The 15,528-nt window shown below is 58.2% G+C and carries 15 protein-coding genes; 13 read left to right on the forward strand and 2 right to left on the reverse strand.

Translation table 11 applies throughout. The annotated features are described in order from the left end of the window. Window positions 1–276: 276 nt before the first annotated feature. The 3 genes from ACO0LO_RS20790 to ACO0LO_RS20800 all read left to right on the forward strand — a co-directional run bounded on the left by ACO0LO_RS20790 (window position 277) and on the right by ACO0LO_RS20800 (window position 2,519). Window positions 277–1,041, forward strand: coding sequence for a transporter (locus ACO0LO_RS20790; RefSeq protein ID WP_422966969.1), 765 nt, complete (start codon window positions 277–279; stop codon window positions 1,039–1,041). 48 nt (window positions 1,042–1,089) lie between these two features. Further along, window positions 1,090–1,695, forward strand: a complete 606-nt coding sequence (locus ACO0LO_RS20795) for a DUF4337 domain-containing protein (RefSeq protein ID WP_422966971.1) — start codon at window positions 1,090–1,092, stop codon at window positions 1,693–1,695. A gap of 239 nt (window positions 1,696–1,934) precedes the next feature. Then, a complete protein-coding gene (locus ACO0LO_RS20800) occupies window positions 1,935–2,519 on the forward strand; it encodes a hypothetical protein (protein ID WP_422966973.1) in 585 nt (194 codons plus the stop codon). A gap of 77 nt (window positions 2,520–2,596) precedes the next feature. On the opposite strand, the gene ACO0LO_RS20805 is transcribed toward ACO0LO_RS20800, so the two are convergent. Together ACO0LO_RS20805 and ACO0LO_RS20810 are read right to left on the reverse strand one after the other, a co-directional pair. Beyond that, entirely contained in the window at window positions 2,597–3,754 is a 1,158-nt protein-coding gene (locus ACO0LO_RS20805; RefSeq protein WP_422966974.1) for a DNA topoisomerase IB, read from the reverse strand. A 12-nt stretch (window positions 3,755–3,766) separates the two neighbouring features. After that, complete coding sequence (locus tag ACO0LO_RS20810) at window positions 3,767–4,330, reverse strand: type 1 glutamine amidotransferase domain-containing protein (protein WP_422966975.1); 564 nt, start codon at window positions 4,328–4,330, stop codon at window positions 3,767–3,769. Between the two features lie 258 nt (window positions 4,331–4,588). Here ACO0LO_RS20810 and ACO0LO_RS20815 point away from each other — a divergent pair, with 258 nt between their 5' ends. From ACO0LO_RS20815 to ACO0LO_RS20860, 10 genes are all read left to right on the forward strand, one after another. Next, a complete protein-coding gene (locus tag ACO0LO_RS20815) occupies window positions 4,589–5,212 on the forward strand; it encodes a LysE family transporter (RefSeq protein ID WP_422966977.1) in 624 nt (207 codons plus the stop codon). A 110-nt stretch (window positions 5,213–5,322) separates the two neighbouring features. Further along, entirely contained in the window at window positions 5,323–5,940 is a 618-nt protein-coding gene (locus ACO0LO_RS20820; RefSeq protein WP_422966978.1) for an RNA polymerase sigma factor, read from the forward strand. Window positions 5,941–5,973: 33 nt separating this feature from the next. Then, window positions 5,974–6,513: a hypothetical protein gene (locus ACO0LO_RS20825; RefSeq protein WP_422966980.1), complete on the forward strand. Its 540-nt coding sequence runs from the start codon at window positions 5,974–5,976 to the stop codon at window positions 6,511–6,513. A gap of 43 nt (window positions 6,514–6,556) precedes the next feature. Beyond that, window positions 6,557–7,744 (forward strand): hypothetical protein, encoded by a 1,188-nt coding sequence (locus ACO0LO_RS20830; protein WP_422966982.1) that lies wholly within the window; start codon window positions 6,557–6,559, stop codon window positions 7,742–7,744. Window positions 7,745–8,025: 281 nt separating this feature from the next. Next, window positions 8,026–9,666: an AMP-binding protein gene (locus tag ACO0LO_RS20835; protein WP_422966984.1), complete on the forward strand. Its 1,641-nt coding sequence runs from the start codon at window positions 8,026–8,028 to the stop codon at window positions 9,664–9,666. 6 nt (window positions 9,667–9,672) lie between these two features. After that, window positions 9,673–12,108, forward strand: a complete 2,436-nt coding sequence (locus ACO0LO_RS20840; RefSeq protein WP_422966986.1) for a bifunctional salicylyl-CoA 5-hydroxylase/oxidoreductase — start codon at window positions 9,673–9,675, stop codon at window positions 12,106–12,108. Between the two features lie 2 nt (window positions 12,109–12,110). Then, a complete protein-coding gene (locus ACO0LO_RS20845; RefSeq protein WP_422966988.1) occupies window positions 12,111–12,902 on the forward strand; it encodes an SDR family NAD(P)-dependent oxidoreductase in 792 nt (263 codons plus the stop codon). Window positions 12,903–12,930: 28 nt separating this feature from the next. Then, window positions 12,931–13,476 (forward strand): MarR family winged helix-turn-helix transcriptional regulator, encoded by a 546-nt coding sequence (locus ACO0LO_RS20850; protein WP_422966990.1) that lies wholly within the window; start codon window positions 12,931–12,933, stop codon window positions 13,474–13,476. Window positions 13,477–13,480: 4 nt separating this feature from the next. Beyond that, the gene (locus ACO0LO_RS20855) at window positions 13,481–14,335 is read left to right on the forward strand and encodes an enoyl-CoA hydratase family protein (protein ID WP_422966992.1); all 855 of its coding nucleotides are present in this window, start codon (window positions 13,481–13,483) and stop codon (window positions 14,333–14,335) included. Window positions 14,336–14,339: 4 nt separating this feature from the next. Next, window positions 14,340–15,512: an acyl-CoA dehydrogenase family protein gene (locus tag ACO0LO_RS20860; protein WP_422966994.1), complete on the forward strand. Its 1,173-nt coding sequence runs from the start codon at window positions 14,340–14,342 to the stop codon at window positions 15,510–15,512. Window positions 15,513–15,528: the final 16 nt, after the last annotated feature.

Genomic DNA, 15,528 nt, shown 5'->3' on the forward strand with positions numbered 1-15,528 from the left:
CACCTCATACCAAAACATATCATTATTTATTTTGCAAGTTTGCTACATATTGAAACGGCTTGTAAGCAGATGTTAAAAAATTAATCAAAATCATTTTTCCGTTAACCAATAGCGGTAATGTGTGGTATTCCTGATGCTGCCTAACGTAAAGAGCCTATTTTTACGCAAAGAAATTTCCTCTTTAATGCCAGGGTGAATACAATTCTTTGCGCAGAACCAGAATAAAAAAAATATTGCCATACGGTATTTATTTTAGGCAATTTAACGGGGAAATTCATGAGATTTTATAAAATAAGCATCATGTTGTTGCTGTGTGACAACGTCGGTGCGGCGCTGGCAGATGACGATGGTGCGGTGCTGCCCTACCGGCCTTCCGTATCCAGCCCGGCGCAACTGCCACAGGAAGGCCAGCTGGAGTTTGAACTGGGCGGCCTCGCATCGAAAAGCGGCGACACCAGGCGTGATAGCCTGCCTTATCTGTTCAAGCTGGCGTTTAATCCGCAATGGGGCTTGCTGTTCGGCGGCGAGGCCTACGTTTCTTCAAGGGAAGATGGCGGCAGCCGGGCGCGCGGGCTGGGCGACAGCAGCCTGGTGCTGAAGCGGGCTTTCCTGGTGGATGACGCCACTGCCTTCGGCCTGGAGTTCGGTGCCAAGCTGCCGACGGCGAAGGACAGCATAGGCAGCGGTAGTGCCGATTATTCGATCAACAATATTTTCAGCAAGGACATGGGCAAGCTGCACATGGACCTGAACCTGAATGTCACCAAACTGGGCGGCGTCGATGCCGGCACATCCAGCCTGCAGACGGGTCTTTCTTCTTCGTTCTCGCTGCCGATCGCAGAGCAATGGGGAACCAACTTCGAATGGTCGGGCACGCGCCGCAACGGCGCAGCCAGCACGGCGCAGCTATTGGGCGCTTTCACCTACAGCCCCAGCAAGCGCATGACCATCGACTTCGGCGTGGTAAGAGGTTTGAACAGTGCGTCGCCGGACTGGTCGTTGTTTACCGGTATCGTCGTGCCAGTGGCAAAATTGTGGTAACCCCATACGCCGCATATTAATCACACATCGTTGGAAAGCCGGAAAACTATGGAAATTGATCCGATTGAAACACTGGAACAAATGGAGGAAGGCCGCACTGCAGACCGCGCGTCGATGCGCCTGAACATGCTGGTGGCGATTACTGTCGCCATCCTGGCGACCTTCATGGGCATCTGCAAGGTTAAGGATGACAACATCGTGCAGTCCATGCAGCAGGCGCAAGCCAATAAGCTGGACCACTGGGCGTTTTACCAGGCGCGCAACATCCGCGAGGAAGTCGCCAAATCCACATTGCTGCAATTGCGCCTGGCCGCTGCGGCGCGCCCCGCCGGAGAGCAGAATGGCTATGCGCAAGCTATCAGCGAGTATGAGAAGCTGGCAACCGACCAGGAAAAGAAAAAGGATGAATTGAAAGCCCTGGCCGACCAGGACCAGAAGGATTATGATGCTGCCAATTTCAGGGATGACCAGTTCGACCTGTCCGACGCCCTGATTGCGATTGCCATCTCCCTGCTCGCAGTGACGGCGCTGACGCATCAGCGCTGGCTGTATGTGCTGGCGCTGATACCGACCGGTTTCGGCATATTGATGGGGCTGTCCGGCCTTATCGGATGGAGCGTGCATCCGGATGGCCTGATACGACTGCTGTCCTAGCCGCCTGCCTGCGGTTTGCTTGAAAAAAAACCCGCTGCAGCGGGTTTTTTTTGCGCAGGTGCAATGCGCAGAGATATTGCAGACAGCAGGCAGGTTTCAGTTCTTCCTACATGCCAGCAGCCCGCAGTCCTATCCCAACGGCAACGGCAGGGAATTATCATTTAATTTACTGGGCGGCTGATGCGCGTCCAGAGCATATCTGCATGATCCCGACATCTGCCAAACACGAGGAGTACAACATGGCCACTACCATTATTGCCGGACATTTCGAACTGCAGGAGGAAGTCGCCGAGGCTGTCGACAGGCTGGTGGCACAAGGATATTCGCGCGATGGAATTTGTGCTTTCTACGCCAATCCGGCCGGGCAGCACAGTGTCTACCCGATAGGCGGCGACCGCGACAAGTCGCCGGGTGCGAAGGAAACCAGTGAAGGTATGGTGGTGGGTGCATCGGGCGGCGCGGTGCTGGGCGGCATAGTCGGCTCTGCCGGCACGCCTGTAATAGGACCGGCAGCTCCGGTACTCGGTGCCCTGGTGGGCGCGCACATCGGTTCGCTGGTCGGCAGCCTGAATTCCACCAAGGAAAAAAACGAGGATGAAGAGGGCGGCGAAAATGAGGTCCCGGTCAGGAAGTCCGGCATGATGGTAGCAGTGTCGCTGCGCGACGACGTACAGGAAGAAAGCCTGGTGGCGCTGCTCAAATCCGTCAGCGCCAGCCGCATAGAACGCTCTCACGGTACGATTGTCAACGGTGATTGGCAGGATTTCGATCCTTTGTCTGCACCGGAATACGTGGACGGCAAGGTACTGGCGGCTTTTCCCTGAAAAATTATTGAGCGCCACTGATATGGAAAAACCGCCTTCTATTCAGAAGGCGGTTTTCTTTTATTGTGCTGCAATGCTTAGTCGCGGGGTTTCAGCAGCCGCCGGCGCAATAATTCGAGTAGCGCGGCTTCGTCTTCCGCCAGGACGTGCGTGTTTTTTTCTGAAGATGAACAGATCTTCCATTCATCCGTCAGCGTACCGTCGCTATAGGCTTGCAGAATATCCGGATGCACGTAGCATTTGCGGCAAACGGCCGGCGTATTGCCCAGCTTTTTGGCCACCTGTTCTATTGCCCTGACGATATTTTTCTTTGCCTCATTCTCCGACGCCGCAGGCCCGATTTCCAGCAGAGCGCGGGCCGCCAGCAGGGTGCCGGACCAGGTACGGAAATCCTTGGCGGTGTAGTGCTCACCGGTGATGCTGCGCAGGTAGTCGTTGACGTCAGCGGAATTGAGCGCATGCCGCTGCCCTTGCTCATCCAGGTACTGAAACAGCTCCTGCCCCGGCAGTTCTCGCATACGCTTGATGATGCGGGACAGGCGCGGATCGCGCAGGCTGATTGCATGCTTGACACCGCTCTTGCCGCGAAACTCAAACGCAATGCTGGTGCCGCTCACGCGCACATGCTTGTTCTGCAGCGTCGTCAGGCCGAAGGATTTGTTAGTGCGCGCATATTCGTCATTGCCTATGCGTATGTTGGTGCTTTCCAACAGGGAGATGACGGCGGCGAGCACCTTGTCGCGGGACAGGCCCGGTTTTGCCAGCGCCGCTGTCACGCTTTCGCGGATAAGCGGCAGCGCCGGGCCAAACTGCAGCAACTGGCCATACTTGGCCTCATCGCGCACCTCGCGCCACTGCTGGTGATAACGGTATTGCTTGCGCCTGCGCGCATCCCTGGCGGTGACCTGGATATGGCCGTTGTCCCATGGGCATATCCAGACGTCGGTCCATGCCGGCGGTATCACCAGGGACTTGATTCGTGCGAGAACGTCCTTGTCGCGCACCGGCTTGCCATCGGCGTCGAGGTAGCGGAACGCGGCCTTGCCCTGGCGGGTGGCGGACTTGCGCGCGATGCCGGGACTCTGGTCGCTGACATAGCGCAGGCCTGCCTGTTTTGCCGCGTGTTCGGCGTCGTTCTTGACGATCGAAAATTTTTCAGCGAGCTGCCGGATTGCCTTGGCAGGCATCGCAAGCTGCGCATTTTTCCGGTTGGCGGAAGCGGTGTGCAGTTGCATGGAGAAGTGCCCTCAATTTGCCCACCGGGCCGGTTCGGCGGGATGGTGGATTGCCGCCAGCAGCGCCTGGTTGAAAGCGGGCAGAGAATCTGGATTGCGGCCGGAAACAAGGTTGCGGTCGGTCACGACATCCTGGTCCAGCCAGATGCCGCCGGCATTGCGGATGTCGTCGCGCAAGCTGGGGTAGCTGGTCAGCGTACGGCCGCGGATGACGTCGGCCGAGATCATCAACCATGCGCCGTGGCAGATAACGGCAATCGGTTTGCCTGCCGCCTCTACCTGACGAACAAAAATCTGCGCTTCGGGCAGCTGGCGTATCGCGTCGCTGTTGAGGACGCCGCCCGGTAGCACTAGCGCGTCATAGTCCTCTGGATGAGCCTGAGAAAAATTCAGGTCCACGCTGACAGTGTCTGCCTTGTCGCTATCGCGATAGCCCTGGATGACGCCATCCTTGTTGGAGATCACATGCACGGCAATGCCGGCATCTTCCAGGGCCTGCTTCGGCTCCAGCAACTCAGCCTGTTCATAGCCGTCGGTGGCAAGGATCGCTACTTTTAATGCGCCTGGCATGCTCATAATATTGTCCCGGAGATTAGTTGGCGGTACATCGTCATGAAGCAAATGGTAGAAGCGATGCCGGGGCGATACTATCGGACGATGCCTACCGGCACTGTAGGATTTTCTGGCAGGGCGCTCGCGTTGACGGGAGACAAGTATTGACAATATTGTCAATGGTGCAAGCTTGATTGGCGTAGGCGGCCATCGTGTGTAACATGGAATCTGCATCGGAATCCTGATAAATAACATTGGCATATCGCCCTATACGGAGACATCATGTTTGGAATCATCAACTACGGTACTTTTATCGTCACTGTACTGCTGTTTTTGGCGATACCGGGGCCTGGCTTGCTGGGGATTATCGCTTCTGCCGGCAAAGACGGCCGGCGCGCGGGTTTTGCCGCCACGCTAGGTGTGGTCGGTGGAGATTGGGTCCATATGTTCCTGGCCGGCATAGGCGTCGCCGCGCTGTTACAGGCCAACCCGGCGTTTTTCAAGGGGATACAGTATCTCGGCGCGGCCTACCTTATTTACCTGGGCATAGGCCTGCTGCGCACCAAGATAGAAAACAAACCGGCTGATGCAGAAGCAGAGCCTGCGGCCGGCAGCCGCCATCTGCGCCGCTTGTTCGTCATCACGCTGATGAATCCCAAAGCCATCGTTTTTTATATGGCTTTCTTTCCGCTGTTTATTAATCCCGAGCAGCACCATGGCGCATGGACGCTGCTAGCGATGGGCCTGACTGTCAGCAGTCTCACTATCCTGTTCTGCTTTTCAGTGGTACTGCTGGTGAACCTGATCACGTCGAAACTGAAAAACAATGCCAGGATATCCCGGGTTGCGCACCGCATTGCAGGCATCGCATTGATAGGATTTGGTATCAAGCTGTCAACAAATTAAGCTGTCTCCACCGCGGCCGGACAACCCGGCCACGGCTGTCCAAGTCAATTCCAAAAAAAACGGGAACTTTTCCGCTCCGCCAGGGGAATATCAGAAAACACGCTGAGATTATGTCCCTGGCCAATCCACTCCACGATAACAACTTGCTGAAGGAAATGCGCGCCGGTAATGCGGCCGCGTTCCAGACGCTATACCGGCAGCACCAGGCGCCGCTGTACCGCTACGCCTTGCTGCGTTCTGCGTCGGCGGAAACGGCGGCCGACATTGTGCAGGATATCTTCATGGGTTTGCTGACGGATGCGTACAAGTTCGATCCGCTGCGCGGCAGCCTGCAAAGCTTCCTGTTCGGTGTCGCGCGCAACCTGATACTGAAGCGGGAAGAGGCCGGCAGGCGCTTTGTCGCCTCGTCCGCAAGCGGCAGCAATGACGATGAAGAAGAGATTGAATGGATAGACGAGGCGACGACGGAGGAGCACGAGCCGTCGCATCGCCTGTTTTCCAGCCAGGTGGCCGAGCAGGTGCGCCGCGCACTGGCGGCGCTGGCCCCGCACTACCGCGACGTGGTGGTGCTGTATGAGATGCATGACATGTCCTATCTGGAGATTGCACAGATCTGCCAGATAGATATAGGTACGGTGCGTTCCCGGCTGTCGCGTGCCCGAGCGGCGCTGCTGACAAGGCTGAAGCATCTGGAGCCAGATAGTGCCGCCGCATCTGCGGCGCGCTAGATCCGGCCGCCCGCATAGCAGGAAGGAAGAAACATGAACGACGATAAACCCGGTAAGCAAGGCGATGCGCTGGACGTAGGTTTTGACGCGCTACGCGAGGAGATGCAGGACGTCCAGGCACCGGATCACCTGGAGCGCGCCCTATTGGCAGCATTCAATGCTACGCAGGCAGCGCGGCCGGCACAGCCGCAAGCCGGTGTAGCGGGCATGGCCGGTGCATGGCTGGCCTGGTACCGCACATCCCGGCACTGGATGTCCAGCGCGCTGGCAATCTCCGGTACCGCTGCGCTGGTGGCTGTGATGATGATTTCGCCGGTACGCACACCGATGGAGGCCAGGACGGCGGTAAAGCAGTTGCTGAACGAGGATGAGGGAACGCCCTTCATTGCGATCGCTTCGCTGCAAAGGATAGGCGAAGAGCCTGCACCGCACTTGGTCGATGCCGATGTCCCGGGTAGCTGGCTGGCATCGCTGGGTTTGCCGGTAGCCCCGGAAATGGCCAACGAGCCGGTGCATGCGCAAATGCTGCTGAGCGAGTCCGGCCAGCCGCTGGCGATGCGGCTGGCGCCTTGATCAAACGGGCAAAAATTTGTAGTAAAACAAGCGAGAGAAGATTATGAAGAACCATAAACGATTGCTGGCGCTGATGCTGGGCGCTGCTGTTGCAGGGATATCGCATGCAGGTGCGGCAGAGACTGAATTATTGCAGTTGCGTACGTTCGATATGCCACCTATACCAACTATGCCGCCTATGCAGCTGGCGGCTTTGTCGGACGTGCCGAGCCCTGCGCAGATAAGAACCATCGTTTCCACAGCGGTATCGGAGGCTTACGCTGCAGCACCGCTGCTGCCCCTTGGCAAAGTAGTCAAAAATGCGCCTTACAGCACGGAAGTCATTTCGGAAAAAATCCAGAACCTGGCCGATGGAAACCAGATAGGCAGTAAAACCAGCACCATGTCTTTCCGCGACGGCATGGGCCGGACACGCCAGGAGATACGCGATAGCAAGGGCGAGCTGCGCCAGGTCATCATCAACGACCCGGTGGAAGGCACGCGCTATACGCTTAATCCGGACAGCAAAAGTGCGATCAGGCGGGGCCTGAACCTGGAGATATCCCGCAAGGTGGAAGAGGAAAAAGCCAACGCGGAGGCAATGAAAGCGAAATCGCTGGCGCTGAAGCACGAGAGCCTGCGCCAGGAAATTATTGTCAGGAATATTGAGAAAACTGAGGATATCGACCGGGATGCCAACAAGAACCGGGATAGTGATAAAGACCGCAATAAAGATAAGGATAAAGACAGAAAGGATGCACAGCAGGAAGTCAGCGTCAAGGTGATCCGCCTCGGCAGCGAGGACAAGCTGGCAGCGAACATGCCGGGCCTGAATCCTATCGGCAGCGGCCTCGGTGACATGGTGCGCTCTGGGCCTATTTATAACGCATTCAGCGATGGCGGCGCTTCTTCCAAGACCAGCCGCAAGGAGTTGGGGAGCCGTGATTTTGACGGAGTCCGCGCAGACGGCAAGATGAGTTCGTATTCGATACCGGCGGGCCAGGTCGGCAATAAAAATCCCATTACAGTCACATCTGAAAGCTGGTATTCACCTGAGCTGCAGGTGACAGTGTATTCAAAACACAGTGATCCGCGTACGGGAGATCTGATCTATCGGCTGGCCAATCTGAAACGCGGAGAGCCGAGCTCAGCACTATTCAAGGTGCCCGAAGGTTACAGCATCCGGGATGCATCGACAACGATCAATGTCCGCGTTGATAGCAATACCGGGAAAAATTCCGGAAAAAATTAATCGCTTTAGCGGGCATGCCGGTCCCGGCATGCTGTTCGGGACGCGGAACCTGGCCGTGATCCCCGGGCGGCAGTCGCGGCATGCCTGCATTTTCTCTCCGGCCTTACTTTCGCTGCGTTTCCTGTAGCGTATATCCTCCTGGCCTCCTGGCCGTTTTTCATGTGCTTCGCCCATCGCATGTTTAAATTACTTTACCTAAGAATAGTTTAGGTTTAAAGTATATTTAATTCCTGCATACCTGCGGACGGTGAAATGCTGTCGGCAATCCGAATGGAGAGTAGATGAGCACACTTGTTCGCAGCGGCAGCGCACATCTGGATACCTTTGCCTTCGACCATTTGCCTCCCCGCGAGCAATGGCCCGATCTGCTCTTTCCCCTGCCGGAATTGCAATACCCTGGCCGCTTGAACTGTGTGGTGGAATTGCTGGACGCCTGTGTAAAAAAACATCCGGATAAAATGGCGATCGTCACTTATGACGAAAGCTGGAGCTATGCTTTTTTACTGGAGCAGGTCAACCGGATTGCCCATGTACTGACTGCCGACCTGAAATTGGTGCCCGGCAACCGGGTGTTGCTCCGCGGGGCCAATAATCCCATGATGGCGGCCTGCATACTGGCGGTGTTCAAGGCTGGCTGCATCGCAGTGCCGACCATGCCTTTGCTGCGCGCCAGGGAACTGGCCGCCATCATCAACAAGGCTGAAGTGACTGCAGCCTTATGCTCGTCGGCGTTAAAAGAAGACATGCAAACGGCAAAAGAGGCTTGCCCGGTGCTAAAGCAGTTAATCTGTTTCCATACCGGGGCGGAAGATGCCGGAGGACTGGAGTCGCTGATGCAATCCCGTCCCGCGCATTTCGATGCGGTGGACACTGCGGCGGAAGACGTGTGCCTGATCGCCTTTACCTCCGGCACAACGGGCACCCCCAAGGGAACGATGCATTTTCATCGCGATATCCTGGCGGCCTGCGACTGCTTTCCGCGCTCTGTATTGCACGCATCCGGCAGCGATATTTTTATCGGTACGCCACCGCTGGCATTTACTTTCGGTCTCGGCGGCCTGCTGCTGTTTCCATTGCGTGCCGGCGCCACCGCTGTGCTGCTGGAAAGGTTGAATCCGGAAAGCTTGTTGCAGGCAGTTGCGCACTTCCGCGCCAGCGTATGCTTTACCGCGCCCACTTTTTACCGCCAGATGACTTCGTTGGTAGCGAACACCGACCTGTCCAGCTTGAAAAAGACGGTATCCGCCGGCGAAGCGCTGCCGGCGACGACGCGGCTGGCCTGGCAGCAGGCCACAGGGCTGGCCATGATAGATGGCATAGGGTCGACCGAGATGCTGCATATTTTCATCTCGGCCGCCGGAGATGAGACCAGGGCAGGTGCGACCGGCAAAGTGGTTCCCGGCTACCAGGCCTGCATTCTGGATGATGATGGCCGGCCTGCGCCGCCTGGTGTAACGGGCCGCCTTGCCGTCAAAGGCCCCACCGGTTGCCGTTACCTGGCCGATGCACGCCAGGCGAACTATGTGCATGAAGGATGGAACCTGACCGGCGATGCCTATGCGATGGATGAAGATGGTTACTTCTGGTACCGCGCGCGCACCGACGACATGATCATTTCTGCCGGCTACAACATTGCAGGGCCCGAAGTGGAAGAGGTGCTGCTTACTCATGCGGCAGTTGCGGAGTGCGCAGTCATAGGCTGGCCGGATGAAGAGCGTGGGCAGATCGTCAAGGCCTATGTCGTACTAAAACCCGGCATGCAGGCTGGCGAGACCATGGTGCAGGAGCTGCAACGATTCACCAAGGAAAAGATCGCCCCCTACAAATACCCGCGCGCAATCGAATTCCGCGTGTCCTTGCCGCGCACTGAAACCGGGAAGCTGCAGCGCTACAAGCTGCGCCAGGCCGAAGATGGGAAATAGAGAAAGATGAAAATTCTATGCATAGGCGGCGGCCCCGCTGGCCTGTATTTTGCGCTGCTAATGAAAAAGCAGCATGCTTCGCACCAAATTACGGTCGTAGAGCGCAACCGGGCTTACGACACTTTTGGCTGGGGCGTGGTGTTTTCCGACCAGACGCTGGGCAACCTGGCGGAGGCGGACGACGATAGTGCCCGCGCCATCCTGCAGTCTTTCAACCACTGGGACGATATCGACACCCATTTCAAGGGGCAGGTCGTAACGTCCGGCGGCCACGGTTTTTGCGGCATAGGCCGCAAGCGCCTGTTGAATATATTGCAGCAGCGCTGCGAGGAGCTGGGTGTCAAACTGGTATTTGAAACCGACGTCAGCGACGATCAGGCGCTGGCGAAAGAATACGGCGCCGACCTGGTGATCGCCTGCGACGGGCTGAGCAGCCGTATACGCAGCCGTTACGAGCACAGCTATCAGCCCGAAATCGATACCCGCAAGTGCCGTTTCGTATGGCTGGGAACCCGCAAGCCGTTTCCTGCGTTTACCTTTGCGTTTGAAGAAACGGAATTCGGCTGGTTCCAGGCACACGCCTACCAGTACGACGGCGACACGTCTACCTTCATCGTCGAAACTCCGGAGGATGTGTGGCTGAAAGCCGGCATCGATAAAATGGACCAGCAGCAGGCCGTTGCATTCTGTGAAAAGGTCTTCGCCAAATACCTGGATGGCCATGCGCTGATGAGCAATGCGACGCATCTGCGCGGCTCGGCCAACTGGATCAGGTTTCCACGCATCATCTGCAAGAACTGGGTGCATTGGAACGCGATTGACGGCAGGCAGGTGCCTGTGGTGCTGATGGGCGACGCAGCGCATACCGCGCATTTTTCCATCGGTTCCGGCACCAAGCTGGCGCTGGAGGATGCGATAGAGCTGGCCCGCAGCTTCGACAAACACGGCGACGACGGCATGCTTGCAGTGCTGGATGCTTATCAGCACGTGCGCTCGATCGAGGTTTTGAAAATCCAGAGTGCGGCTCGTAATTCGATGGAATGGTTTGAAAATGTCAAACGCTATACCGCGCTGGAAGCGCCCCAGTTTGCGTATTCGATGCTGACCCGCAGCCAGCGCCTGTCGCATGAGAACCTGCGCGTGCGCGATGCGGCCTATGTGCGCAGCTTTGAGCACTGGATTGCAGGGCGGGCCTACGCGCAGGCCGGTATTGCACCCGTTGCGCCCGCCGCACCCATCGAGCCGCTTGCCGCAAAGGATGCTTCTGCAGCGACGGCGGCTCCGCCGATGCTGACGCCTTTCCGCCTGCGCGATGTGGTGCTGAAAAATCGCATCGTGGTATCGCCGATGGCCCAGTACTCCGCCAGAGACGGTGTGGCCGGCGACTATCACCTGGTACACCTGGGAAGCCGCGCGATGGGCGGCGCGGGCATGGTGTTTGCAGAAATGACCTGCGTGTCGGCCGACGCCCGCATTACGCCGGGTTGCCCGGGATTGTACGCGCCCGAACATACACAGGCATGGAAACGCATCGTCGATTTTGTGCACGCCAATACCGATGCAAAGATTGCCGTGCAGCTCGGGCATGCAGGCGCAAAAGGCTCCACCCGTGTCGCCTGGGAAGGCATAGACCTGCCGCTGGAGAGCGGCAACTGGCCGCTGGTATCGGCATCTGAACAGCAATATCTGCCGGGTGTTTCGCAGGTAGCGCGCGCGGCGACGCTGGCGGACATGAACCGCATTACGGCGGATTTCGTCCATGCAGCTCGGGAAGCAGCTAAAGCCGGTTTCGACTGGCTGGAACTGCATTGCGCACACGGCTATCTGTTGTCCAGTTTTATCTCCCCGCTGACCAATCGCCGCGAAGATGATTTTGGCGGTTCGCTGGAAAATCGCTGCCGTTTCCCGCTGCGGATATTTTCCGCAATTCGCGCGGTATGGCCGGCTGGAAAGCCGGTCAGTGTACGCATCTCTGCGCATGACTGGGTGGAAGGCGGCATCACGCCGGACGACGCGGTACAGATCGCACGGCTGTTCAAGCAAGCCGGCGCCGACATGATCGACTGCTCATCAGGCCAGGTCAGCAAACAGGAGAGGCCGGTATTCGGCCGCATGTTCCAGACGCCGTTTGCCGACCGTATCCGCAACGAAGTGCAGATACCCACAATTGCGGTAGGCTCCATCTATGAGGCAGATCATGCCAACAGCATCATTGCTGCCGGACGCGCCGACCTGTGCGCGATTGCCCGGCCGCATCTTGCCAACCCGGCATGGACGCTGAACGAAGCCGCCAGGCTGGGCTATGCAGATATGCAATGGCCGCCGCAGTACGCTGCCGGCAAGGCGCAGCTGGAACGCAATCTGGCGCGCGACAGGCAAATTGCCGCAGCCAGCACCGGCTTGACGCCGCAGCAGATCGCAGCGAAATTACTGGAAGGATGACAATGGAAATTAAAACGGGCCCTGCTGCGCTGGCGGGCAGGCATGCGCTGGTGACCGGCGGTGGCCGAGGCATAGGCCTGGCAATTGCCGCTGCCTTGCTGGAGCAGGGCGCGAGCGTGACAATTGCGGGCCGGGATAAAGCGGTACTGCAACAAGCCGCTGCACAATTGCAGCCTAAGGGAAGCGTCGATTTCATCGGTATCGACGTGGCGGATGCAGAGTCGGTGCAGGCGGCGTTCGCGCAGGTTGTGCAGCAGCGCGGCCGGATCGACATCCTGGTCAACAATGCCGGACAGGCGCAGTCGGCGCCGTTTCACAAAACCGGTGCGCAGCTATGGCAGCAAATGCTGGACGTTAACCTCAGCGGCACTTTTCATTGTACCCAGCAAGTGCTGCCCGGCATGCTGCAGGCTGGCTGGGGGCGCATCGTGAATGTTGCCAGCACGGCCGGCTTGACCGGATATGCGTATGTGGCGGCGTATTGCGCCGCCAAGCACGGTGTCATCGGCCTTACCCGCGCGCTGGCGCTCGAAGTGGCAAGCAAAGGTGTGACAGTCAATGCAGTCTGCCCCGGTTATACCGAGACCGATATCGTACGCGATGCCATTGCCAATATCGCTGCCAAGACCGGGCGCAGCGAAGAGCAGGCCAAGGCGGAACTGGCGGCTGTCAATCCACAAAAGCGGCTGGTGCGGCCGGAAGAAGTCGCCAATGCCGTGCTGTGGCTATGCCTGCCGGGATCTTCTGCAATGAACGGACAGTCGGTCGCCGTCGCCGGCGGCGAAGTCATGTGAAGATGAATATGAATGTGGGTGGATAAAAATGAAAAACTCCGTCGTCAGGAAAAATGAAGTCGGCGCCGATGCCGGGGAAGAGGGCGCTGCGCCGGTCTATGACCTGGAAACCAGGCTTACCCAGGACCATCACCAGTCGCTGAAGCTGTGGCTGCGCATGCTGTCCTGCACTGTTCTGATAGAAAACCAGGTACGAGGTCGACTGCGCAATGAATTCGGCGTTACCTTGCCCCGCTTCGACTTGATGGCACAGCTGGAAAGGCATCCCGAGGGCTTGCGCATGGGGGAGTTGTCCAAGCGCATGATGGTAACCGGCGGCAACGTGACGGGCATTACCGACCAGCTGGAGCAGGAAAAACTGGTCGTGCGCGTGGCCGATGCCAAGGACAGGCGCGCCTACAGCGTCAAGCTGACGCCAGCGGGGCGACGCGCCTTCAAGCGGATGGCTGCGGTGCATGAAGGATGGATCGCAGAAGTATTTTCCGGCTTGCAAACGGACCAAAAAAACAGCCTGTTCGACTTGCTGTCCCAGGTTAAGAACCATGTCAGTGATGCACACACTGCGGAGGAATGAAACCATGAAATACCTTCCCGGCCAGCCACAGCAGCTCCCCGGCAACCGTAACAGCCTGGCCGATTATCAGGCGGAAAACTTCCTCTATACCGTCAATGACAGCGTTGCGACGATTACGCTGAACCGGCCTGAGCGCAAGAATCCTCTCACCTTTGAGTCGTATGCGGAACTGCGCGAGCTGTTTCGGGCACTGGCCTATGCCGATGACGTCAAGGCGATTGTGGTGACCGGTGCCGGTGACAATTTTTGCTCTGGCGGCGACGTGCATGACATCATCGGCCCGCTGACGAGGCTGGACATGCCCGGCCTGCTGGCGTTTACCCGCATGACGGGCGACGTGGTGAAGGCGATGCGCGCCTGTCCACAGCCGGTGATTGCGGCGGTAGACGGCATCTGCGCCGGCGCCGGTGCGATACTGGCATTGTCGTCCGACATCCGATTCGGCACGGTGCGCAGCAAGACGGCTTTCCTGTTTACCCGGGTCGGGCTGGCGGGGTGCGATATGGGCGCCTGCGCGCTGCTGCCGCGCGTCATCGGACAGGGGCGGGCCGCCGACTTGCTGTATAGCGGGCGTGCGATGTCCGGCGAGGAAGGCGAGCGTTGGGGATTCTTTAACCGCCTGAGCAGCCCGGAGCAGGTGCTGGCAGATGCGACGGCTTATGCAAAAGATCTGGCAGAAGGACCGAATTTTGCCCATGGAATGACCAAGAAGATGCTACAGCAGGAGTGGAATATGGGCGTCGATGAAGCGATCGAGGCCGAGGCGCAGGCGCAGGCGATCTGCATGATGAGCAATGATTTCCACCGTGCCTACCATGCCTTTGCCGCTAAACAAAAACCGGTATTTGAAGGAGACTGAGGCTATGTCCGACAAGAGCTATCTGCGCTGGCCCTTTTTTGCCAAATCGCACGGGGAACTGGAGTCTGACCTGGATGCCTGGGCCGCTGAACATATCCCGCAAGAGCATCCGCACGATGTGGACCAGGCTTGCCGCGAGCTGGTGCGCAAGCTGGGCGAGGCCGGCTGGCTCCGGCACGCGGTTGGCGGAACGGCCTATGGCGGGGCGCAGGACGTCATCGATACGCGCACCATCTGCCTGATACGCGAAACGCTGGCGCGGCATTCCGGCCTCGCGGATTTTGCCTTTGCCATGCAGGGGCTGGGTTCGGGCGCGATCAGCCTGTTTGGCAGCGATGCGCAAAAAAATAGCTACCTGGGCCGGGTCGCACGCGGCGAGTTGATTGCTGCCTTTGCGCTATCCGAACCGGACGCTGGTTCCGACGTGGCGGCAATGCAATGCACGGCGGAATTGGTGCAGGACGACGGCGGCGCGCACTATGTACTGAATGGTGAAAAGACCTGGATTTCCAACGGCGGCATCGCCGATTTTTATGTGTTGTTTGCGCGCACCGGCGAGGCGCCCGGAGCCAGGGGTATTTCCGCATTCATCGTGGATGCGTCTGCAACGGGGCTGGAAATAGCCGAGCGTATCAATGTGATTGCACCGCACCCGCTGGCGCGCCTGAAGTTCCATCATTGCCGCATTCCTGTTGCGAACCGCATAGGCGAGGCAGGCCAGGGTTTCAAGGTAGCGATGGCGACGCTCGATGTGTTCCGCACTTCGGTGGCGGCTGCTTCATTGGGCTTCGCGCGGCGCGCGATGGATGAGGCACTGCAGCGCGCGACGTCGCGCAAGATGTTCGGCCAGGTCTTGGCCGACTTTCAGTTGACGCAGGCCAAACTGGCTCAGATGGCGACCGGTATTGATACTTCTGCCTTGCTGACCTATCGTGCTGCCTGGCAGCGTGACCAGGGCGAGAGGGTAACGAAAGAGGCGGCGATGGCCAAGCTGACGGCGACGGAAACCGCGCAGCAAGTGATTGACGCTGCGGTGCAGATGTTTGGCGGCATGGGTGTCGTCAGCGAGATGCCGGTGGAGCGGCTGTACCGTGAGATTCGCGCATTGAGAATTTACGAAGGCGCCAGCGAAGTGCAGCAACTGATTATTGCGCGAGAGATTTTGAAGAATCCATAAGTGCGGCGCAGTGCAG

Source organism: Undibacterium sp. TJN25, assembly GCF_049339885.1.
In the GTDB taxonomy this organism is placed as follows: domain Bacteria; phylum Pseudomonadota; class Gammaproteobacteria; order Burkholderiales; family Burkholderiaceae_D; genus Undibacterium.